The organism is Luteimonas sp. A277, from assembly GCF_054052045.1.
This window is the reverse complement of record NZ_JBSVRG010000011.1, coordinates 25408-46034: the sequence shown is the minus strand read 5'-3', so window position 1 is coordinate 46034 and position 20627 is coordinate 25408. Positions and strand designations below refer to the sequence as shown.

Here is a 20627-nt window from a genome sequence, read left to right as displayed (position 1 = left end):
TGCTTTCCGAAGGGAGCTGAGGGGTCGCCGGCAGGATGACCGATGGTGGTGCGACGGAGTCCGGTTCGATGAAGGGGCTGCCTGACGGCTGGCAGCCGCTGCCGCGCGACTTCTACCGACGCCATCCGGTGGAGGTGGCGCCGGAGCTGCTCAACAAGATCCTGGTACGCGATGACGGCCGCGCCGGGCGGATCGTGGAGACGGAAGCCTACGGGGGCGGAGATGACCCGGCAGCGCATTCGTACCGCGGCAAGACGGCGCGCAATGCCACGATGTTTGGCGAGCCCGGGCATCTCTATGTGTACTTCACCTATGGCATGCATTGGGGCTCGAATGCCGTGTGCGGTGAAGCGGGCGAGGGCGTGGGGGTGCTGCTGCGCGCGCTGGAGCCGCTGCGCGGCATGGACCTGATGCGCGAGGTGCGCCTGGCGGCGCGCCGCGATCGTGACCTGGCCAGTGGACCAGGCAAGCTGTCGCAGGCGATGGGTATCAACGGCGAGCTGGACGGAGCCGACCTGGTCACTGGCGGCCAAGGAATGTGGCTCGTGTCCGACGGCATGCCGCCGCCTCCGCGGCCGGCCGTCGGCCCGCGGATCGGCATCAGCAGGGCGGTGGAGTTTCCCTGGCGCTGGCATGTGCCGGGGCATGAGCACGTTTCAGTGCGCTCAGGCATACGGTCCGGGCGGCCCCGCCGCGGCAGCTGAGCACGCGCCGGGTTCGCGTCTCACCCATTGAGACGCCACGGCCGGAGAGTGGCTGGCTCCTCTTCTGTCCTTCGGCCATGAACGCCATCATCCACGACCGCCCGTTTTCCGCGCCTGCCCCGACCAGCACGCAATTGGCCCAGCGCCTCGCCGACCGTTACGGCGACCGCATCACCGGCCACTTCACCATCCCCGCCCATCCCGCCGACATCCGCCCGCTGCCGCCGGACCTGCCCGCGGCGCTGGCCGAGGCCCTGCGCGCGCGCGGCATCAAATCGCTGTATTCGCACCAGGCCCAGGCCTGGAAGGCGGCGCGTGAGGGACGCCATCTGGTGGTGGCCACGCCCACCGCTTCGGGCAAGTCGCTGTGCTACACGCTGCCGGTCATTGCGGGGGCCATGGAGCAGGGCGCCAAGGCGCTGTACCTGTTCCCGACCAAGGCGCTGGCCCAGGACCAGGTGGCCGAGCTGCTGGAGCTCAACGCCGCAGGCAATCTCGGCCTGCGCGCGGCCACCTTCGATGGCGACACCCCGGGTGATGCGCGCCAGTCGATCCGCATCAACGGCGACATCGTGGTCAGCAATCCGGACATGCTCCACCAGGCGATCCTGCCGCACCACACCAAGTGGGCGCAGTTCTTCGAGAACCTGCGCTACGTGGTGATCGACGAGGTCCACACCTACCGCGGCGTGTTCGGCGCGCACGTGGCCAACGTGATCCGTCGGCTCAAGCGGGTGTGTGCGTTTTACGGGGTGCGGCCACAGTTCATCCTGTGCTCGGCCACCATCGGTAATGCCGCCGAACACGGCCGCGCGCTGATCGAGGACGAACTGGAATCGATCACTGAAAGCGGCGCGCCCAGCGGCGCCAAGCACATCCTGCTGTGGAACCCGCCGGTGGTGAACCCGGACCTGGGCCTGCGCGCCTCGGCGCGCTCGCAGTCCAACCGCATTGCCCGGCTGGCGATCCGCTCCGGGCTCAAGACCCTGGTGTTCTGCCAGAGCCGGCTGATGGTGGAGGTGCTGACCAAGTACCTCAAGGAAGTCTTCGACAGCGATCCGCGCAAGTCGCGCCGGATCCGCGCCTACCGCGGTGGTTACCTGCCCACCGAGCGGCGCGAGGTGGAGCGCGAGATGCGTTCGGGCCGGGTCGACGGCATCGTCAGCACCTCGGCACTGGAACTGGGTGTGGATATCGGCAGCCTGGATGTGGTGGTGCTCAACGGCTATCCGGGCTCGATCGCCCAGACCTGGCAGCGCTTCGGCCGCGCCGGCCGCCGCCAGCAGCCCTCGATCGGCGTGCTGGTGGCCAGCAGCCAGCCCCTGGACCAGTACGTGGTGCGGCATCCGGAGTTCTTCGCCGAGGCCACGCCCGAGCAGGCGCGGATCGAGCCGGACCAGCCGCTGATCCTGATGGACCACATCCGCTGCGCCGCCTTCGAATTGCCATTCCTTGATGGCGACAGCCTGGGTCCGGTGGACGCCGCGCCATGGCTGGAAGTGCTGGCCGAAAGCGGCGTGCTGCATCAGGAGGGCGGACGCTGGGAGTGGATCGCCGACAGCTATCCGGCCCAGGCGGTGAACCTGCGCTCCGTTGCCGATGGCAACTTCGTCGTGGTCGACCGTACAGACGGGCGCCAGACCATCATCGCCGAGGTCGATTATTCGGCCGCCGCGCTGACCCTGTACGAGGGCGCGATCCACATGGTCCAGTCCGCTCCATTCCAGGTCGAGCGCCTGGATTGGGAAGGCCGCAAAGCCTACGTGCGCCGCACCCGGGTGGACTACTACACCGACGCCATCGACTACACCAAGCTCAAGGTACTGGATGAGGCCGACGGCGCGCCGGGTGGGCAGGGCAGCGCGCACCACGGCGAGGTGCACGTGGTGCGCCGGGTATCGGGCTACAAGAAGATCCGCTTCCACACCCACGAGAACATCGGCTACGGGCCGGTCAACCTGCCCGACCAGGAGCTGCACACCACCGCGGTGTGGTGGCAGCTGCCGCAGCGCGTGCTCGATCGCCAGTTCGACAGCCGCCAGCAGGCGCTGGACGGATTCCTTGGCGCTGCCTACGCGCTGCACCTGGTGGCAATGGTCTCGGTGATGGCCGAAGGCCGGGACCTGCAGAAGGCGGTGGGCAGCGGCGACGGGGCCTGGTTTGTGTCGGCCGATCGCGGCGGGCGCGGTCAGCTGCGCTCCGCCGAAACCGGCGAGGAGGTGGTCAGCGAGGTACGCGGCTTCACTCCCACGATCTTCATCTACGACAACTATCCGGGCGGGGTGGGACTGTCGCTGCCGTTGTTCGAGCGGCGGGAAGAACTGCGCCGGCATGCGCTGGAAGTTGTGCGTGACTGTTCCTGCAAGGCAGGCTGCCCGGCCTGCGTGGGGCCGGTGCTGGCTTCCGACGAGGATGCCAATGGCATGACCCCGCGACAGGTCGCACTGGCGGTGCTGGAGCTACTTGGGGAGACGGCGTGAGCGCGCTGGCGCAAAAGCTGGCCAGGCTGAAGCAGCAGGCGGGAGCGGATGTCGCTGTGGGGTCTTCATCAGCAAGGTTTCCAGCGCAGCCTGCAAGCCCGGGCGGCAGGTCGCATGGTATTGCCGGACAGGATCCGCGCGGCGTGCGGCACCGCCAGCAGGTCGCCCAGCTGCGCAAGCTGATGGGGCTGCGACCGGGCAATGCCGCCATGCAACCGCTCAGCCGGGACCGCAGTCTTGATGGTGAAGAAATCGCGCCGGGACTGCGCCGCATCGAGATGCGCCAGCCTGCGAAGCCACCGGCGGCAGTGCTGGATCTGTCCGCGCTGCGCATGGAGCCGGTGGCCGCCTCGCGCATCCTCGCCTTCGATACCGAAACCACCGGCTTGGCCGGCGGTACCGGCACCCGCGCCTTCATGATTGGTGCCGCCGATTGGCGCAACGGCGAACTGCGCATCCGCCAGCTGCTGATGACCACGCTGGCCGCGGAGCAGGCGATGCTGGCCGAGTTCTCGCGCTGGCTGGCCGATGACACGGTACTGCTGTCCTACAACGGCAAGTCCTACGACCGGCCGCTGCTGACCACCCGCTACACCCTGGCCCGGCAGCCGGACCCGTTGCCGGGGCTGGGGCATATCGACTTGTTGCATCCGGCCCGCCGCCGCTGGCGCGGGGTGTGGGAGAACTGCCGTCTGGCCACCATCGAGCGCCAGGTGCTCGGCGTCATGCGCGAAGACGACCTGCCCGGCAGCGAGGCGCCGGCCGCGTGGCTGTCCTACCTGCGCGGTGGCAGCGCCGAAAAGCTCCGCCGCGTCGGCCACCACAACGCCCAGGACCTGCGCAGCCTGTTCGGCCTGCTGGAGCATTTTGTGGGATTGGCAGGCGAGCCGCCGCCCGACGCCGGCAGACTGCCGCTGCCGGCTGTTAAAGCCCGCGATCCCCTGTAGGAGCGCGCCATGCGCGCGAAGCCGCGTGAATACTGGCATTGCGGGGTGGCTCCGGCCGTGACGCGGCAACCGACGCCCCGCGGCAATGCCATGTGTCACGCGGCTTCGCGCGCATGGCGCGCTCCTACAAAAGGCTGGCCGTCCCTGAAGACGGCCAGCCCGGTGCCGCGGCCGGCTCAGGCCTCGGCGGTTTCCTCGTCGTCCTTGTAGGCGTCGATCGGGATGCAGGAGCACATCACGTTCTTGTCGCCGTACACGTTGTCCACGCGTGCCACCGGTGGCCAGTACTTGTGGCTGCGCAGCGACTCCAGCGGAAATGCCGCCAGCTCACGCGGATAGCCGCGGGTCCACTCGCTGGCGGTGACCATGACAGCGGTGTGCGGGGCATTGACCAGCGGGTTGTCCTCGCGGTCCAGGCGGCCATCTTCCACCGCGCGGATCTCCTCGCGGATCTCGATCATGGCGTTGATGAAGCGGTCCAGCTCAACCAGCGATTCGCTCTCGGTCGGCTCCACCATCAACGTGCCAGCCACCGGGAAGCTCAGGGTCGGGGCGTGGAAGCCGAAGTCGATCAGGCGCTTGGCCACGTCCTCCGCGCTCACGCCGCTGGAGTCCTTCAGCGGCCGCAGGTCGAGGATGCACTCGTGGGCCACCAGTCCGCCACGGCCGGCGTAAAGCGTCTCGTAGTGGTCGGCCAGGCGCTTGGCCACGTAGTTGGCGGTCAGCAGTGCCACCTGGCTGGCCTTGCGCAGGCCGTCCGCGCCCATCATCACCACGTACATCCAGCTGATCGGCAGGATGCTGGCCGAACCGTGGGTGGCCGCCGACACCATGCCCCCTTCTGCCTCGCCATTGGGGCCGAAGGCCTTGGGAAGGAACGGTGCCAGGTGCGACTTCACCGCGCACGGGCCAACGCCCGGGCCGCCGCCGCCGTGCGGGATACAGAAGGTCTTGTGCAGGTTGAGGTGGGACACGTCCGAACCCCACGCACCGGGCTTGGCCAAGCCGACCATGGCGTTCATGTTGGCGCCGTCGGTGTACACCTGGCCGCCGTTGGCGTGGATGATCTCGCAGATCTCGACTACCGCTTCCTCGAACACGCCGTGCGTGGACGGGTAGGTGATCATCAGCGCGGACAGCTTTTCCTTGTGCTTCTCGGCCTTGGCCCGCAGATCATCGACGTCCACGTTGCCGTTCTCGTCGCACTTCACCACCACCACGCGCATCCCGGCCATCTGGGCCGAGGCGGGGTTGGTGCCGTGGGCGGATTCGGGGATCAGGCACACGTCGCGCTGCTCCTCGCCGCGCGAGGCGTGATACGCCCGGATCGCCATCAGCCCGGCGAACTCGCCCTGGGCGCCGGAGTTGGGCTGGAAGCTGACCGCGTCGTAGCCGGTGATCTCGGCCAGCATCTGCTCCAGGCCGTCAATGAGTTCCTTGTAGCCTTCGGTCTGGTCGGCCGGTGCGAGCGGATGGATGTTGGCGAATTCGGGCCAGGTGATCGGCACCATCTCCGCGGTCGCGTTGAGCTTCATGGTGCACGAGCCCAGCGGGATCATGGTGCGATCCATGGCCAGGTCCTTGTCTGCAAGCTGGCGCATGTAGCGCAGCAGCTCGTGCTCGCTGTGATGGGTGTTGAACACCGGATGCTGCATGAACTCCGACTCGCGCGCCAGCGCCGCCGGCAGGGCGTCGCCGGTCTCGACATCCAGCGCGTCGATGTCATCGATGCTGGCGCCGAACAGGCCCGCCAGTTCGATCACGTCGGCACGGGTTGTGGTCTCGTCCAGGCTGATGCCGATGCTGCCCGCGTCGATGTCGCGCAGGTTGATCCCGGCAGCGCGCGCCTTGGCGTGGATCGATGCGGCGTCAACGCCGGTGATGTGCAGGGTGTCGAAGAAGTCATCGCCCACCGTCACGCCGGCCTTGCGCAGGGCAGCGGCCAGGATCGCGGTCAGGCGGTGGGTCCGGCCGGCAATGCGCTTGAGGCCATCGGGGCCGTGGTAAACGCCGTACATGCCGGCCATCACTGCCAGCAGCACCTGCGCGGTGCAGATGTTGCTGGTCGCCTTCTCGCGGCGGATGTGCTGCTCGCGGGTCTGCAGGGTCAGGCGGTAGGCAGGGTTGCCTTCCACGTCCAGCGACACGCCGATCAGGCGGCCGGGGATATTGCGCTTGTACGCGTCACGGCAGGCAATGAAGGCCGCATGGGGGCCGCCAAAGCCGAACGGCACGCCAAAGCGCTGGGTGTTGCCGACCACGATGTCGGCGTCCCAGTCGCCGGGGGAGGCGATCAGGGTCAGGGCCAGCAGGTCGACCGCCACGGTGACCAGACCGCCGCGCGCGTGCACGGCCTTGGCCAGGGCACGGTAATCGCCGACCTTGCCAAAGGTATCCGGGTACTGCAGCAGCACCGCGAAGCAGTCCGCTTCGCCGGCTTTCTCCTCCGGCCCCACATGCAGCTCGATCCCCAGACCCTCGGCGCGGGTGCGCAGCACTTCAAGCGTCTGCGCGTGCACCCGGTCGGACACGTAGTACACGTTCGACTTCGAGCGACCGGCGCGCTTGGCCAGGGTCATGGCCTCGGCGGCGGCGGTGGCTTCGTCAAGCAGCGAGGCGTTGGCGATATCCATGCCGGTCAGGTCGGCACACATGGTCTGGAAGTTGATCAGGGCTTCCATCCGGCCCTGCGAGATCTCCGCCTGGTAGGGGGTGTAGGCGGTGTACCAGGCCGGGTTCTCGAGGATGTTGCGCAGGATCACCTGGGGCACGTGGGTACCGTAATAACCCTGGCCGATGAAGCTGCGGAAGACCTTGTTCCGGTCGGCCACCGCGCGGATCTTCGCCAGCGCTTCCTCCTCGGTCATTGAGGCGGGCAGGTCCAGGGTGTTGTTGCGGATCGATTCGGGCACCACGGCTTCGGTGAGTCCGTCGAGCGAATCGAGGCCGATCACCTCGAGCATGTGGGCGATTTCCGCGTCGTTGGGGCCGATGTGGCGCTCAACGAAGGCGTCGTGGTGTTCGAGGTCGCGAAGGGAGGGTTTGGCAGGGGACATGGCAGACATCCGGCGTGGCAGGGTGGGCGATCCGGGGTCAGCGCGGCCCACGCAAGGTGGCCGGCCCGACCTGACCGGTAGGGGTGCCCCTCTGTCCTTTTGCCTGAGAGTTTGGGGGTGCTTGCTGCTGCACCCCGTGCCCCTTCGGCGCCGGCTGTGGCCGGTCTCTCCAGAGTTTTGCTGCCCGGGTGGTATCTGGCCTGAGCGATTACGGGCGTTGCGCCTTCGGCAGCCGGCAGTGCCGGCTTCTCCCACCACGAACGGACGATTATACCGTGCGCCCCGCCATCTGCCGCCGGCCGGCAGCGGATCCGCCGCACCTCGGCGGGAAGCAGCGTTGCGCCTGCCCGGTATCGCCGCGGGCGGTAGAATCGGGGCCTCGCTGTCCCCCCGACCCCCATGACTGCATTCCTCCCCCATGCCCGCCGCTTCGCGGCGCCGGCCGCCGTTCCCTGCCTGCATGACTGTTGCGGGAGGCGCCCATGAGCGCTGCCCCCATCCATGAACGTGGCCGGTGGAGGCTGCCGTGGCTGCTGGCCGGGCTGGCCATGTTCGGCCCGTTCACCATCGACACCATCTTCCCCGCCTTCGTGCAGATGGGCGAAGAGCTGCGCGCCGACAAGCTGGCCATGCAGCAGACGATCAGCGTGTATCTGGTGGCCTATGCGTTGATGAGCGTGGTCCACGGGCCGCTGTCGGATGCGCTCGGGCGGCGGCGGGTGATCCTGGGTGGATTGGTGGTGTTCACACTGGCCTCGGCCGGATGCGCCATGGCCGATGACCTGGGCACGCTGCTGGTGTTCCGCGCGGTGCAGGGGCTGTCGGCGGGCGTGGGCGTGGTGGTCGGGCGTGCGGTGATCCGCGATCTGTTCCAGGGCGATGACGCGCAGAGGCTGCTGAGCCAGGTATCAATGATCTTCGGCATTGCCCCGGCGATCGCGCCGATCATCGGCGGCTGGATCCTGGGCTGGGCACGCTGGCCTGCGATTTTCTGGTTCCTGGTGATCTTTTCGGTGGTGCTGCTGGTGGCCACATGGCGCTGGCTGCCGGAAAGCCTGCCCCCGGCCGAGCGCCGCTCGCTGGCCCCGCGCCACCTGTTGCGCGACTACGTCACGATCTTTGCCAATGCCCGCTTCCAGCGCCTCGCGGCGGGAGGCGCGTTCAATTTTTCCGCGCTGTTCCTGTTCATCGTCTCCGCACCGGCGTTTGTCATGGACATCCTGTCGCTGGACGAGAACCAGTTCGGCTGGCTGTTCATCCCCATGATCAGCGGGATGATGGTGGGCGCGTGGGTCTCCGGCCGGGCAGCGGGGCGCATTCGCGGGGTCACCCTGGCCAACATCGGCTTCGCCTGCAGCGCAGTCGCCATCGCTGCCAACATGCTCTATTACCTCATGGTGGACGTGCCCACCGTGCCCTGGGCGGTGTTGCCGCTGGTGCTGAACGCGTTCGGCATTGCCCTGGTGTTCCCGATCGTGACCCTGGCGATCCTGGACATGTTCCCGGCCCAGCGTGGCGCCGCCGCCTCGCTGCAGGCTTTCACCGGCCTGGTGCTCAACGCCATCGTCGCCGGCCTGCTCTCGCCGCTGGTCAGCGGGACCGGGCTCGGCCTGGCCGGCCTGGCGGCCACGTTCCTGGTGATCGGCTGGTTCTTCTGGCGCTGGGAAACCCGCCGCGGTCGCGTGCAGCCGGAGATTCCCGCGGAACCGGCCGCCTACGAGCCCACCGACCACCTGTAAACGTCTTCCACCCGTAGGAGCGCGCCATGCGCGCGAAGCCGCGTGACATAAGGCACCGGAGAGTTGCCTCGGCTACGACGCTGTAACCGATGCCGCGCCGGGCAGGATGCTTCACGCGGCTTCGCGCGCATGGCGCGCTCCTACGAGCTGGCCCGGGTCTGCTGGCTCAGCTGCCGCCCGGCCAGCCGCAGGCCTGGCCCTCGTTCTGCGCTTCCAGCCAGCTCTGCAGCGGGGCGAAATACTCAAGGATCGCGCCGCTGTCCATCTGCTCGCCGGCGGTCATTTCGAGCATGGTCTGCTGCCAGGTCTGGCCGGCGCCGCGCGCCAGCATGTTCCAGAAGCGCTCGCCCGCGGCCTGGTTGCCGGAGAAGTTGCACTCGTGCAGCGGGCCGTCGTGGCCGCTGGCCTCGCACAGCGATTTGTAGAACTGGAACTGCAGCACGTGCGAGAGGAAGTAGCGCGTGTACGGGGTATTGCCCGGCACGTGATACTTGGCACCCGGGTCGAAGAACTCTTCCCCGCGCGGTTCCGGCGGTGCCACGCCCTGGTAGCGTGCCTTCAGGTCCCACCAGGCCTGGTTGTAGCTGTCCGGGGTGATCGAGCCGTCGAATACGCCCCAGCGCCAGCGGTCGATCATCAGCCCGAAGGGCAGGAACGCCACCTTCGACAGGGCCATGCGCATCTGCGAGTTGATCAGCGCTGCCTGATCCTGCGCCTGCTCTTCCACCAGGCCGATCGAGGCCAGGTAGTCGGGCGTCATGGACAGCACGATCACGTCGCCGATCGCTTCGTGGAAGCCGTCGTGGGCGCCGTTCTGGAACAGAGGCGGCTGGTCCTTGTAGGCCAGGAAGTAATAGATGTGGCCGAGCTCGTGGTAGATCGTGGTGAAGTTTTCCTCGTTCGGCTCGATGCACATCTTGATGCGCACGTCGTCGCCCATGTCCATCGGCCAGGCGCTGGCGTGGCAGACCACGTCGCGGTCGCGCGGTTTGATGAACTGGCTGTTGGCCCAGAACGGCTCGGGCAGCTCGGGCATGCCCAGCGAGGTGTAGAACTCCTCGGCGCGCCGGGTCATGCCCACCGCCACGTCATGCTGCGCCTGGCGTTCCAGCTCCACGCGCTCGGCGGGCGTTGGCAGCGTATCCAGGCGGGACATGCGCGCATCCAGGCCTTCCTGGTACTGGCGCTGCAGGGCGCTGGACACGTCCAGACTGCCGGCATTGGGGTAGGGCGCCAGGATGTCCCACAGGTGGCTCCAGTCCTGCTGCCACATGTTGCCCATCAGGTGCGCGGGCAGCAGCCCGTCGACCGAGCCGCGGTCAGGATATTGCGCTTCAAGACGGGTGCGGGCGTAGCAGTGCAGCTGGTCGTACAGCGGCTTGACCTGGTTCCACAGCCGATCGGTCTCGGCCGACATTTCCACCGGACTCATGTCATAGCCCGAGCGCCACATCTCGCCGGCGTCGGCGTAGCCCATGTCGCGCGAGCCCTCATTGACCAGCTCCACGAAGCGCACATAGTCCTGGCGCATCGGCTTGGCGATCGAATGCCAGCCCTGCCAGGCATCCAGCTGGGCGTCGTAATCGCGGCTGGTGCGCAGCACCTCTTCCAACTGGCCAAGCTGGCGGCAGTCTTCGGGGCGGCCCTCCGCGCAATAGGCGCCCGCGCCGTACATGCCCTCCATGCGGGTGGCGATGCGGGTCAGCTCCGCCAGACGCTCCGGGTCACGCGGGGCCGGCATGGCCGTGCCAAGCTTGAGCAGGCTGATCGCGCGCGCGGTTTCCGGCGCCATCTCCTGGCCTTCAAAACGCCGGGCCTGCTCGATCCAGTCGTTGAGCGCAGTCAGCCAGCGCTCGTTGCCCTTGGCGGCCAGCAGCTGGCTGTCTTCGTTGATATAGGTCGACGAGAGCCACTGCGATGCGGTCAGCTCGCGGTACATCTCGCGCATCTCATCGTTGACCCGGGCGACGAACTGGTCGGCAGTCTCGTCCTGCGGCACCCCGGCCGGGAGGGGCGACTGGGCAGAGTCGCGCTGGCAGGCAGGGAGGGCCAGACAGGCGGCCAGGGCGGTGATGCAGAGCAGGCGGCGATAGGTCACGGTGATTTCCTGGGCGGCCCGCGGCCGCGTGGGACGGAAGCGGCAGGCTATGGGAGCGCAGTCGGGTCCGCAAGTGGCGCCGCCGCGGGCAGCAGCTGGCGTTCGGCCAACCAGGCCTGGGCATCTTCGGCGTCGCGCTCGAACCAGGCGCGCGTACTGCCGAGACGGAAGCTGTAGCCCCAGGCGTCCATGTCGACCATCAGCCGGTCCCGGCCGACGCCGGGCAGCTGGTCGGCCAGCAGGATCTGCAGGTAGCAGGTGGCGTCTTCCTCGGCGACCGAATCGGTGGCGTCGGTGTGCACCTGGGCGCGACGCTCGGCAGGCAGCACGATCAGGTGGCAGGCCTCGTGCAGCATCGAATGCACGGGGGTGTCCGGGCGTACGTACACATTGCTGGCGATGATCCCCGCTTCCGGCTCCCCCCAATAGCTGCCGGGGATCGACGTGCCCGGTTCAACCATGTGCAGGGTCAGCCCGTGGCGCGCCATCAGGGCAGCGGCATGGGCAAAATCGATATCGCCCAGGCACACCACATCCGGGCCGGCCGATGCATCATCGGCAGCCGTGGGGGAAGCAGGGAGCGGGGCAGTGCCCATCAAAGGGGGCCGCCGGATTCAGGCGGTGCCGGTGCCCTCCTCGGGCAGCGCCACCGAAATATCAAGCACGTCGTGCTCGCCTTCCTTCACCAGGTCCACCTTGACCGCGTCGGCGTCGATGCTCACGTACTTGCGGATCACTTCCAGCAGCTCGCGCTGCAGCAGCGGCAGGTAGTCGGGAGCATCACGACTACCGCGCTCCTGCGCAACGATGATGCGCAGGCGCTCCTTGGCGATCGAAGCGGTGTTCTTCTTGGTCTTCAGGAAATCAAACAGGCCCATTGGCTCAACCCCCGAACAGCTTGCTGAAGAAACCCTTTTTCTCCAGCTGGGTGAAGCGCATCGGCCGGTCCTCGCCCAGCAGCCGCGCAACGGCGTCGTCGTAGGCCTGACCGGCGCCCGACTCCATATCCAGGATCACCGGCTCGCCCTTGTTGGAGGCGTTGAGCACGTCGCTGGACTCCGGGATCACCCCGATCGTCTTCAGTCCCAGCACCTCTTCCACGTCGGTGATCGAGAGCATTTCGCCGGTTTCGACCCGGCTGGGGCTGTAACGGGTCAGCAGCAGGTATTCCTCCACCGATTCGCCGGCTTCGGCACGCTGGGTCTTGGACTGCAGCAGGCCGATGATGCGGTCGGAGTCACGTACCGAGGACACTTCCGGGTTGACCACCACGATCGCCTTGTCGGCGAAGTACATGGCCAGGAAAGCACCCTTTTCGATGCCGGCCGGGGAGTCGCAGACGATGTAATCAAAGCCGTCGTCCGCCATTTCCTTGAGCACGCGCTCGACGCCCTCGCGAGTCAGCGCGTCCTTGTCGCGGGTCTGCGATGCAGCCAGCACAAACAGGTTGTCAAAGCGCTTGTCCTTGATCATGGCCTGCCTGAGCGACGCCTCGCCCTGGACCACGTTGACGAAGTCGTACACCACCCGGCGCTCGCAACCCATGATCAGGTCGAGGTTGCGCAGGCCGACGTCAAAATCGATCACCGCGGTCTTGTGGCCACGCCGGGCCAGGCCGCTGGCGATGCTGGCGCTGCTGGTTGTCTTGCCCACGCCGCCCTTGCCTGAGGTGACTACGATGATTTCGGCCAATGTCGTGATCTCCGTGTGGATCGTTGGTTGTTATTGTCCTGGGTACTGCAGATGCGGCGGCTGGTGGCCACCGAATCATGAAATCGGGCGCTATTCAAGCGCCTCGATCTTCAACTCTTCGTCTTCCAGCCAGACCTGTACGGCCTTGCCGTGCAGGTCTTTTGAAATATCGTCCAGCACTTTGTACTGGCCGGCCACAGCCACCAGTTCGGCGTGGAAGGCGCGGCAGAAAATGCGCGCCTTCGCATTGCCCTGGGCGCCGGCCAGCGCCCGCCCGCGCAGCGGGCCATAAATGTGGATGGAGCCATCGGCCAGGACTTCCGCACCTGCGCTGACCGCATTGAGCACCGTCAGGTCGCGATTGTCCGCGTACACCTGCTGACCCGAGCGCACCGAGTTCGGCACGATCATGCCCGGCTGTCCAGCGGCCGCCTGGGACTGCGGAGCGGGCGCGGGGGCCGGCTCTGGCGCCGCTGCCGCCGGCTGGGGCGGGGCGGGCGTGGAGCCGTCTGCGCGCTCGTACTGGGCGCGGAAACGGGCCAGGACCGGCATACCAAGCTGCACCGCCAGCGCCTCGTTGTCGCCGCTGCCCCAGGCCAGGGCGACGGGCAAGGCCCCCGCCGAACGCAGGGCGTCCAGCAGGGTGCGGGCAGTGGCGGCATCCGGAATCGCCGGCAGGCCGCCGAAATCGATCACCAGCGCGGCGCGATCAAACATTTTTGGCGCGCGCTGCACCCGCTCGCGCATCTCCGCGCCCAGGCGCTCCACGTCCAGGGTGCGCACGCGCAGGTTGGCAATACCGACCTGGCCGAACTTCAGTTCGCCCGCCGGCTCGAAATCACTCACCATCATCAGGTTCCAGTTGCTCGCTCGGCCGGGTCATCCCGGTGTCGGCGCGGCTGCAGCAGCCACGGTACGTCAGGCAGGCGATCGCCGTAGCGTTCGCGGATCCAGGGGTAGCTGCACATCTTCTTGACCAGCATCGAGGCACGTACGTCGATCTTCGGCATCACGTGCTGGCCTTCCTCCTGGAAGCCGAACGCGCCGTGGAACAGGCGCGCGGGATCGCTGTCGTGCTCGATCAGCACTTCACAGGTCAGCAGCGGCCAGCGGGCCTCGGCGAAACTCTGCACATCGGCATAAAAGGCGCGGCCCACGCCACCACCGCGGCGGCGGCTGGCCACCACGATCCGGTCGATATAGAAAAAAGACGCGTGGCGCTCGCCGAACCAGGAGAAATTGCTGCTGTCATGGTCCGATCCGGATCCGAACCCCACCAGGAACCCGGCCACGTTGCCGTCGTTCTCGGCGACCCGGAAATAATCCGCGGTGTCGAAAAAGTGGCGCAGGCGTGCGGCGTCCAGCGGCAGGATGGCCGGCCCGGCAGCGTTGTTCAGGGCAAGGATGGAATCCAGCTCGTGTTCGTACACGTCGCGGATCAGGGTCGACATTCACAGACTCCGGGGGAGATCCGCTCCTCGGGAAGCGGGCGCTCTACAGCGCAGGAATTATCGCACAGGCAGCCATGGGCGGCGAACGTGGCGGACGCGCCCCGCGATCTGCCGCCGGCCGCTATGGGACCGGCCATGCCTTTCCGGCCTTGCGCGAACAGGGCCGTTCGATAACCCTGCGCCCTGACTTTGGGCGATGCGCGGGAAAACATGCTGGTCCGCATTGGCAACAGCCGGATGCTGCGTTACGCAGGCCTGTTTACATGGGCCGCGGTCGGGCTGTGGCTGATCATTTTCCTGATCGATCCGCAGTCGCTTCCGCTCGACGAGCTGGGCGGGGAGCCGGTGCTGCTGATCCTGCGCTGGCTGGTGGTGTACCTGCTGTTCGGGGCGGCCTACTGGCGGATCACCCGCTCCCTGGGCGATCGCAAGCCCGGCGCCTGGGACCATTTCGGCCTGCTGCTGCTGACCTGCTGCGCCATCGGGGTCAGCTACCTGTCCGGCACCGCCCTGGGCAGCATCCTGCTGATGGTGGTGGCCGGGCTGCTGCCCTGGATCCTGCCACTGCGGATCGGTGTGGCCTGGCTGGTGGTGGGCAACATGGCGGTCCTGCCCATCTATACCGGCCCGCTCGGCTTTCCCCTGCTTGTGGGCGTGCTGCAGGCGCTTGGCTACATGGGCTTTTCCAGTTTCGTGTTCACCACCGCGCTGGTGGCCCGGCAGCAGGCCCAGGCCCGGGATGAGCAGCGACGGCTGAATTCGGAACTGCGCGCCACCCGCGCCCTGCTGGCCGAAAGCGTGCGCGTGAACGAGCGCACCCGCATCGCCCGTGAGCTGCATGACCTGCTCGGCCATCACCTGACCGCGCTCAGCCTGAACCTGGAAGTGGCCAACCACCTCACCTCCGGCGCCGCCCAGGAGCATGTGGGCCAGGCTCACACCCTGGCCAAGCTGCTGCTGAGCGACGTGCGCGAGGCGGTCAGCCAGATCCGCGATGACGGCGCCATCGACATGAGCGCCACGCTCAGGCCGCTGGCCGAAAACGTGCCCGGGCTGGCGGTGGAAATGCGCATGCCCGATCCATTCCTGATCGATGACGCAGAACGGTCCCACGTGCTGCTGCGCTGCACCCAGGAAATCATCACCAATACGGTGCGCCACGCCCAGGCGCAGCGGCTGGAACTGGATTACAGCGTGGCAGGCGGCTGGATCCGGCTGCGGGCGCAGGACGACGGGCGCGGCGCCAATCTGGAAGGCTTCGGCAACGGACTGCGGGGCATGCGCGAGCGGCTGACCGCGTACGGTGGGAAGATGGTGGTCCGCACCGCCCCCGGCGAAGGATTCGGGCTTGACCTGGAGCTGCCGGTTGACGACCCGGCCGACCAGCCGGGCGGGCTGGCGGACGAATCCTCGTCGGCCGCGGAGCCCTGAAACCGTGTGGAACCCTGAGGCCGTATCATGATCAAAGCAACGGAGAAGCCCATGATCCGAGTTTGCCTGGTGGACGACCAGACCCTGGTCCGGCAGGGCATCCGCTCGCTGCTGGCGCTGGACGACGGCATTGAAGTGGTGGCTGAGGCCTCGGACGGGAAGCAGGCCGTGGAAGTGATTCCGCAGGCGGCGCCCGACGTGGTGCTGATGGACATGCGCATGCCGGTGATGTCCGGCTTGGAAGCGCTGCAGATGCTGTCACGTGAAAAGCGGCTGCCACCCACCATCATCCTGACCACCTTCGACGACGACCAGCTGGTGCTGGCCGGGCTCAAGGCGGGCGCCAAAGGCTACCTGCTCAAGGACGTGTCCCTGGAGCAGCTGGTCGGCGCGATCCGCACGGTGGCCGGCGGCGGCTCGCTGGTGCAGCCGGCGATGACCCAGCGCCTGCTGTCGGGCCTGGAACACATGCGCAACGAATTCGTCAGCCTCGACCGTCCTGATCCGCTCACCGACCGTGAGACCGAGATCCTGCGGCTGATGGCAGGCGGATTTTCCAACAAGGAGATCGCCAACTCCCTCGGCGTGGCCGAAGGCACCATCAAAAACCATGTTTCAAACATACTGAGCAAGCTGGGGGTCCGCGATCGCACTCGTGCGGTCCTGAAGGCGTTCGAACTGGGGCTGGTGTAATGCCCGGTGAAGCGCTTGCCCACGCATGTTCCGGCGTACCTGGCCCGGCTTTGGCCGTGAAGGGTGGCCGGGGGATGCGGATCAGTGCCGGAAATGCAATTCCGGTCTCGCTCATGACCTCTCAACTTGTTAGGATTGCCCGCTTGCGAGCCGGCACGGCTGGATATAGGTGTGGAGAACCCTGAATGACCCGTTTGCTCGAAATTCTGATTTCCCTGGTGATCGTCGCCGTGCTGTTCGTTGTGGTTGGCGTATTGCTGCCCGCCAACCGCACGCTGGTCGAGCAGGTGGAAACCAACCGCCGTCAGACCATCGTGTTCGACACGATCAACAGTTTCCGCCGCTTCCATGAGTGGCATCCCATGGCGCTTTACGATCCGGGCATGAGTCTGGATCGCTCCGGCCCGGAAGCGGGTGAAGGCGCCACCATGTCCTACCGTTCCGATGTGCGCACGGTTGGTACCGGTACCTGGACGATCGTCGAGTCCGTGCCGCGCCGCGAAGTGAAGATCGCGATCGAGGATGATCGCCAGGGCAGCAACAAACAGACCACCTTTGCCCTGCGTCCGACCGGTCGCGGCGGCCGCAACCTCCAGATCACCCAGACCTACAGCGTCGACTACGGCTGGAACTTGATCGGTCGCTACGCCGGCCTGTACGTCAGCCGCAGCGTGGGTGACGGCATGGCCCTGGGCCTGAGCCGGCTGAGCAACATGCTCTCTTCGGTGCCGAACGTGGATTACGCCGTTGAAGGCAGCACCCTGGAGAACCTGCGCGTGGTCGAGCGCCCGGCAGAGAACCTGCTGGCGGTCCGCGCCGGTGCGATCGAGCGTCGCACCGCCGAGATCAAGAGTTCGATGGAAAGCAACATGGAGTGGATCAACCGCACCATGGCTGCCAACAACCTGGAAGCGGCCGGTCCGATGCGGATCGTTACCACGGAACTGGGTCGCGACACCTACAACTTCGACGTCGTCCAGCCGGTGCGTACCGCAGGCAGCGGCCCCGCCGCGGACGAAAACGGCGAGGAAGAGGGCAACGGTGAAGAGGCTGAGGCGGCTACCGCTGCAGTCCAGCCGATGGCCGATGAAGGCGAGCTGGCCGATCTCGACCTGCTTGGCCCGGTGGAGTACATGCGTACCGAGCCGAGTGTCCTGGCAGGCGGTGATTACACCGGCTTCATGGCCGAGCTGGAGAACGTGCGCAACGCGATCCGCGCCTGGGCAATGACCCAGGGTCATGAGGTGACCGGCCGTCCGTTCGAGCTGTACAAGTCCGGCATCGAAGACTCGTTCACGCCGGAAGGCGAGTACGAGGTGTACTGGACCGTGAAGCAGTAACGGCCAGCGTCGCACTGCATCATGGTGTTTGACCAACACGCCGCGCCCCCAGGGTGCGGCGTGTTGCGTTTGGAGAGGTGGAGAGCGTGATGACTGTAGAGACAGGCCGGCCGGGTGCCGGAGGTGGACGCTCCATCCTGGCGGCGCTGGGCGCCCTGTGTGCGGGCCTGGCAGTGGCGATGGCGGCTTACGCCTCCCATGGCGTCGACGGTGCCGCTCAGGCATGGCTGCAGACTGCGGGCCTGTTCGCATTCGGCCATGGCGTGACGCTGGCCCTGTTGGCGCCGCTGCCGGCCCGCCGTCTGCGGATGGCTGCGCTGCTGTTGCTGTTTGCCGGCACGCTGTTGTTTTCCGGAAGCCTGGCGGGCGCCGCCCTGCTGGGCTGGCCGACCGCCGCAGCGCCGCTGGGCGGGAGCTTGATGATCCTGGGTTGGCTGACGCTGGCCGCCGACCTGCTACGGGACTGACCGCCATGACCCACTACCGGCGTGGATTTGATCCGCAGGCGGCCCGCCGCCAACTGATGCGGATTGACCCCGCACTCGGGGCCTGGATGCGCAGGATCGGTCCGCTGGAGCCGGAGCGGCGCTGGAAACAGGCGTTCGACCCGGTCGACGCGCTGGCCCGGGCCATCCTCTACCAGCAGCTGAGCGGCAAGGCCGCCGCCACGATCGTTGCCCGCGTGGAGGCCGCCATCGGCAGCTCGCGGCTGCATACAGATACCCTGGGCCGGATCGACGATGCCGCCCTGCGGGCCTGCGGCGTGTCCGGCAACAAGGCCTTGGCGCTGCGTGACCTGGCTGCGCGTGAGGCGCGGGGCGAAATTCCCAGCACCCGCCGCATGGCCTGGATGGATCAGGAGCAGATCATCGAAGCCCTGGTGCCGACCCGCGGCATTGGCCGCTGGACGGTGGAAATGATGCTGATGTTCCGCCTGGGGAGGCCCGACGTGCTGCCGGTCGACGACCTGGGCGTGCGCAAGGGCGTGCAGGTGATCGACGGCCTGGATTCCCTGCCCACGCCCCGCCAGCTGCGTGAGCGTGGCGAATGCTGGGCGCCGTGGCGCACCTGCGCCAGCCTCTATCTGTGGCGTATCGCCGACGCGGCCAGCGGGGCGACGGAGCCGGTCAAGCGCTCGCAGGAATAGGCGCGCTCTGCCGGGCCAGTGCAAAGCACCAGTGCCAGGGCTCGTAGACGATCCCGTGTGGATTGCCCCGCGGATAGCTCATGTGGAAGCCGTGCGTTTGCGCCTTCTCGCGCAGCCAGACAAAGGCCGCGGTGGATTCGAATGACTCCTCGGCTGGCGGCTCGCCCGGCGCGCTGATATCCAGCGCCAGCCCGGAATGGTGCTCGCTGTAGCCCGGCGCCGCGTTGACCTGCAGGATCTGCTCCACCTGCTCACCCCGGGCGCGCTTGCGGGCGAAAATGCCCAGCTGGTAATCGTGGCTGCGGTATCCGGAGATGGCTTCCAGCACCACGCCGTCGCCCCGCGCCGCTTCGCGCATGCGCAGCCAGGCGCCGGCGGCCTCCACGTGCAGCCATAGTGCCCGGCGGTAGCGGTCGAAGCCGGCGAAAGCCAGCCAGACGGGTTCCGCGACCAGTTCCAAGCCCGTATTGCTGGCGTAGCCGTCCGCATCCACCCCCAGGGCATCGAGCCGCTCGTGCAGGCGATGCAGGGGCAGGGTGCCGATTGGCTCGACGCCGGGGCGCAGGTGGCCGGGGTGGGCGCGGAGCGCGCGAAGGGCCTCATCGATCCCGGGCTCGCATTTCCACCGCGGCAGCAGCGGTACCAGCCCATCGGGAAGTACTGCCGCCAGGTAACGGCCGTCGCGCTTGCGCCGCAGCACCCGCCGGGCGCGGGCCAGCAGGCGTGCGTCGTGGTTCGCGCGGGCCTGCAGCAGGCCGCCGGGCCACACCTCGACCTCAGCGGTGTTGAGCAGGTTCGCCGGTCGCCGGCGCACGCCGGTCGTCTTTTCCATCTTCAGTGCTCCCTGATCCACGCGGCCACCGCATCAATCAGCGCCGGGCTCACCGGGCCCGGTTGCTGGTAGGTGGCGAGCGGATCTTCCACGTCGGCAGAAATCCCCAGATGCCCGAGCTCCGGCCAATACTTCAGGGTGACCCGCGCATCGCCTTCGAACGCCGCTTGCCAGGCTGCCCAGTCGGTATCGGTTACCTGGATGTCCAGTCCGCCGTGCATCACCAGCAGCGGCCGATCCAGGGCTCGCGCCTCGGCCACCGGGTCGAGCGCCTCGGTGCTGCGGAAATAGGCGGCCGACGCGCCCAGCCGCTGCTGGATGTCCGGCACCTCTTCGCCTGCGCGCAGGCGGGCAATGGCGTCATTGATGGCGTCCACCGACGCCTGGGTTTGCGCCGCATCGGCGCCACGCAGATCCCCCAAGCGCTGGACCTGTTCCGGCATCAGGTCCAGCAGCGGCCGCGCCGCAGCAGCGAACAGGATCCCTCCGGCAGCGCCCGAGCGCCCAACGATCCGCGGGGTGAGCATCGCCCCCAGGCTGTGGCCGAATACGAACACGCGCTCCGGATCGATGCCCGGCAGTTCCTTCAACAGCGCCACGGCGGCCACTGTGTCGACCGTGCTTTCCCGGTCCAGGTCAAAGTCCGGATCGAATGCGGCGGCGATGGGATACACCCGTGTGCGCTTGTCATAGCGCAGCGTGGCGATCCCCCGTTCGGCCAGACCCTGTGCGATGTCGCGCAACGGGTGGTTGGGGCCGATGGTGCCATCGCGGTCGTTGGGGCCGGAGCCGTGCACCAGCACCACGGCGGAGAAGGGACCTTCGCCGCCGGGCAGCGCCAGGGTGGCGGGCAGCGCGAAGTCGCCCGGGACAATCTCCAGATCCTGCTCACTGAAGCCGGTGGCCGTGGCAGTGCCGCAGACCAGCAGGGCCAGGAGCAGGCCACCCAGTCGTTCCATCAATCGGGCCATGTGCTGTGTCCTTTCTGGCGGCCGGCGACGGGTTGTCGCCGGCCGG

17 protein-coding genes, 1 pseudogene and 1 riboswitch are annotated in these 20627 nt (G+C 67.5%); of the genes and pseudogenes, 9 read left to right on the top strand and 9 right to left on the bottom strand.

What is annotated here, in order from left to right:
- Positions 1 to 68 precede the first annotated feature (68 nt).
- From ACW7G2_RS11795 to ACW7G2_RS11785, 3 genes and pseudogenes are all read left to right on the top strand, one after another.
- Positions 69 to 704, top strand: coding sequence for a DNA-3-methyladenine glycosylase (locus ACW7G2_RS11795; RefSeq protein WP_456975995.1), 636 nt, complete (start codon positions 69 to 71; stop codon positions 702 to 704).
- 134 nt (positions 705 to 838) lie between these two features.
- Positions 839 to 3184 (top strand): annotated as a pseudogene (locus tag ACW7G2_RS11790) (DEAD/DEAH box helicase); the annotation flags it as partial.
- Positions 3181 to 4131 (top strand): ribonuclease H-like domain-containing protein, encoded by a 951-nt coding sequence (locus ACW7G2_RS11785; RefSeq protein WP_456975993.1) that lies wholly within the window; start codon positions 3181 to 3183, stop codon positions 4129 to 4131. The pseudogene ACW7G2_RS11790 and the gene ACW7G2_RS11785, both read left to right, overlap by 4 nt.
- Before the next feature lie 176 nt (positions 4132 to 4307).
- On the opposite strand, the gene gcvP is transcribed toward ACW7G2_RS11785, so the two are convergent.
- Positions 4308 to 7196, bottom strand: a complete 2889-nt coding sequence (gene gcvP, locus ACW7G2_RS11780) for an aminomethyl-transferring glycine dehydrogenase (RefSeq protein ID WP_456975991.1) — start codon at positions 7194 to 7196, stop codon at positions 4308 to 4310.
- Between the two features lie 72 nt (positions 7197 to 7268).
- Positions 7269 to 7370: riboswitch (glycine riboswitch) on the bottom strand.
- Positions 7371 to 7669: 299 nt separating this feature from the next.
- On the opposite strand from gcvP, the gene ACW7G2_RS11775 reads away from it, so the two are divergent.
- Positions 7670 to 8926 (top strand): multidrug effflux MFS transporter, encoded by a 1257-nt coding sequence (locus ACW7G2_RS11775; RefSeq protein WP_456975989.1) that lies wholly within the window; start codon positions 7670 to 7672, stop codon positions 8924 to 8926.
- 166 nt (positions 8927 to 9092) lie between these two features.
- Here ACW7G2_RS11775 and ACW7G2_RS11770 read toward each other — a convergent pair whose 3' ends face one another.
- From ACW7G2_RS11770 to ACW7G2_RS11745, 6 genes are all read right to left on the bottom strand, one after another.
- Complete coding sequence (locus ACW7G2_RS11770; protein ID WP_456975987.1) at positions 9093 to 11024, bottom strand: M2 family metallopeptidase; 1932 nt, start codon at positions 11022 to 11024, stop codon at positions 9093 to 9095.
- Positions 11025 to 11071: 47 nt separating this feature from the next.
- Positions 11072 to 11620, bottom strand: a complete 549-nt coding sequence (locus ACW7G2_RS11765; RefSeq protein ID WP_456975985.1) for a hypothetical protein — start codon at positions 11618 to 11620, stop codon at positions 11072 to 11074.
- Between the two features lie 18 nt (positions 11621 to 11638).
- Positions 11639 to 11902 carry a cell division topological specificity factor MinE gene (gene minE, locus ACW7G2_RS11760; RefSeq protein WP_456975983.1) on the bottom strand — a complete coding sequence of 88 codons (264 nt, stop codon included), beginning with the start codon at positions 11900 to 11902 and terminating at the stop codon, positions 11639 to 11641.
- Between the two features lie 4 nt (positions 11903 to 11906).
- Positions 11907 to 12716: a septum site-determining protein MinD gene (gene minD / locus ACW7G2_RS11755; RefSeq protein ID WP_456975981.1), complete on the bottom strand. Its 810-nt coding sequence runs from the start codon at positions 12714 to 12716 to the stop codon at positions 11907 to 11909.
- A gap of 90 nt (positions 12717 to 12806) precedes the next feature.
- Positions 12807 to 13568, bottom strand: a complete 762-nt coding sequence (gene minC / locus ACW7G2_RS11750) for a septum site-determining protein MinC (RefSeq protein ID WP_456975979.1) — start codon at positions 13566 to 13568, stop codon at positions 12807 to 12809.
- Entirely contained in the window at positions 13568 to 14167 is a 600-nt protein-coding gene (locus ACW7G2_RS11745; protein WP_456975977.1) for a GNAT family N-acetyltransferase, read from the bottom strand. The genes minC and ACW7G2_RS11745 overlap by 1 nt, the downstream gene beginning before the upstream one ends.
- 210 nt (positions 14168 to 14377) lie before the next feature.
- Here ACW7G2_RS11745 and ACW7G2_RS11740 point away from each other — a divergent pair, with 210 nt between their 5' ends.
- The 5 genes from ACW7G2_RS11740 (at position 14378) to ACW7G2_RS11720 (ending at position 18778) form a co-directional block, all read left to right on the top strand.
- Entirely contained in the window at positions 14378 to 15598 is a 1221-nt protein-coding gene (locus ACW7G2_RS11740; RefSeq protein WP_456975975.1) for a sensor histidine kinase, read from the top strand.
- A gap of 51 nt (positions 15599 to 15649) precedes the next feature.
- Positions 15650 to 16291, top strand: a complete 642-nt coding sequence (locus ACW7G2_RS11735; RefSeq protein WP_456975973.1) for a response regulator — start codon at positions 15650 to 15652, stop codon at positions 16289 to 16291.
- 185 nt (positions 16292 to 16476) lie between these two features.
- Positions 16477 to 17631 (top strand): polyketide cyclase, encoded by a 1155-nt coding sequence (locus ACW7G2_RS11730; RefSeq protein WP_456975971.1) that lies wholly within the window; start codon positions 16477 to 16479, stop codon positions 17629 to 17631.
- 89 nt (positions 17632 to 17720) lie between these two features.
- Positions 17721 to 18098 carry a DUF423 domain-containing protein gene (locus ACW7G2_RS11725; RefSeq protein ID WP_456975969.1) on the top strand — a complete coding sequence of 126 codons (378 nt, stop codon included), beginning with the start codon at positions 17721 to 17723 and terminating at the stop codon, positions 18096 to 18098.
- 5 nt (positions 18099 to 18103) lie between these two features.
- Entirely contained in the window at positions 18104 to 18778 is a 675-nt protein-coding gene (locus tag ACW7G2_RS11720; protein ID WP_456975967.1) for a DNA-3-methyladenine glycosylase family protein, read from the top strand.
- Here ACW7G2_RS11720 and ACW7G2_RS11715 read toward each other — a convergent pair.
- On the bottom strand, positions 18759 to 19610 hold the full coding sequence (locus tag ACW7G2_RS11715) for a M15 family metallopeptidase (RefSeq protein ID WP_456975965.1): 852 nt from the start codon (positions 19608 to 19610) through the stop codon (positions 18759 to 18761). The genes ACW7G2_RS11720 and ACW7G2_RS11715 overlap by 20 nt on opposite strands.
- 2 nt (positions 19611 to 19612) lie before the next feature.
- On the bottom strand, positions 19613 to 20581 hold the full coding sequence (locus ACW7G2_RS11710; RefSeq protein ID WP_456975963.1) for an alpha/beta hydrolase family protein: 969 nt from the start codon (positions 20579 to 20581) through the stop codon (positions 19613 to 19615).
- Positions 20582 to 20627 lie beyond the last annotated feature (46 nt).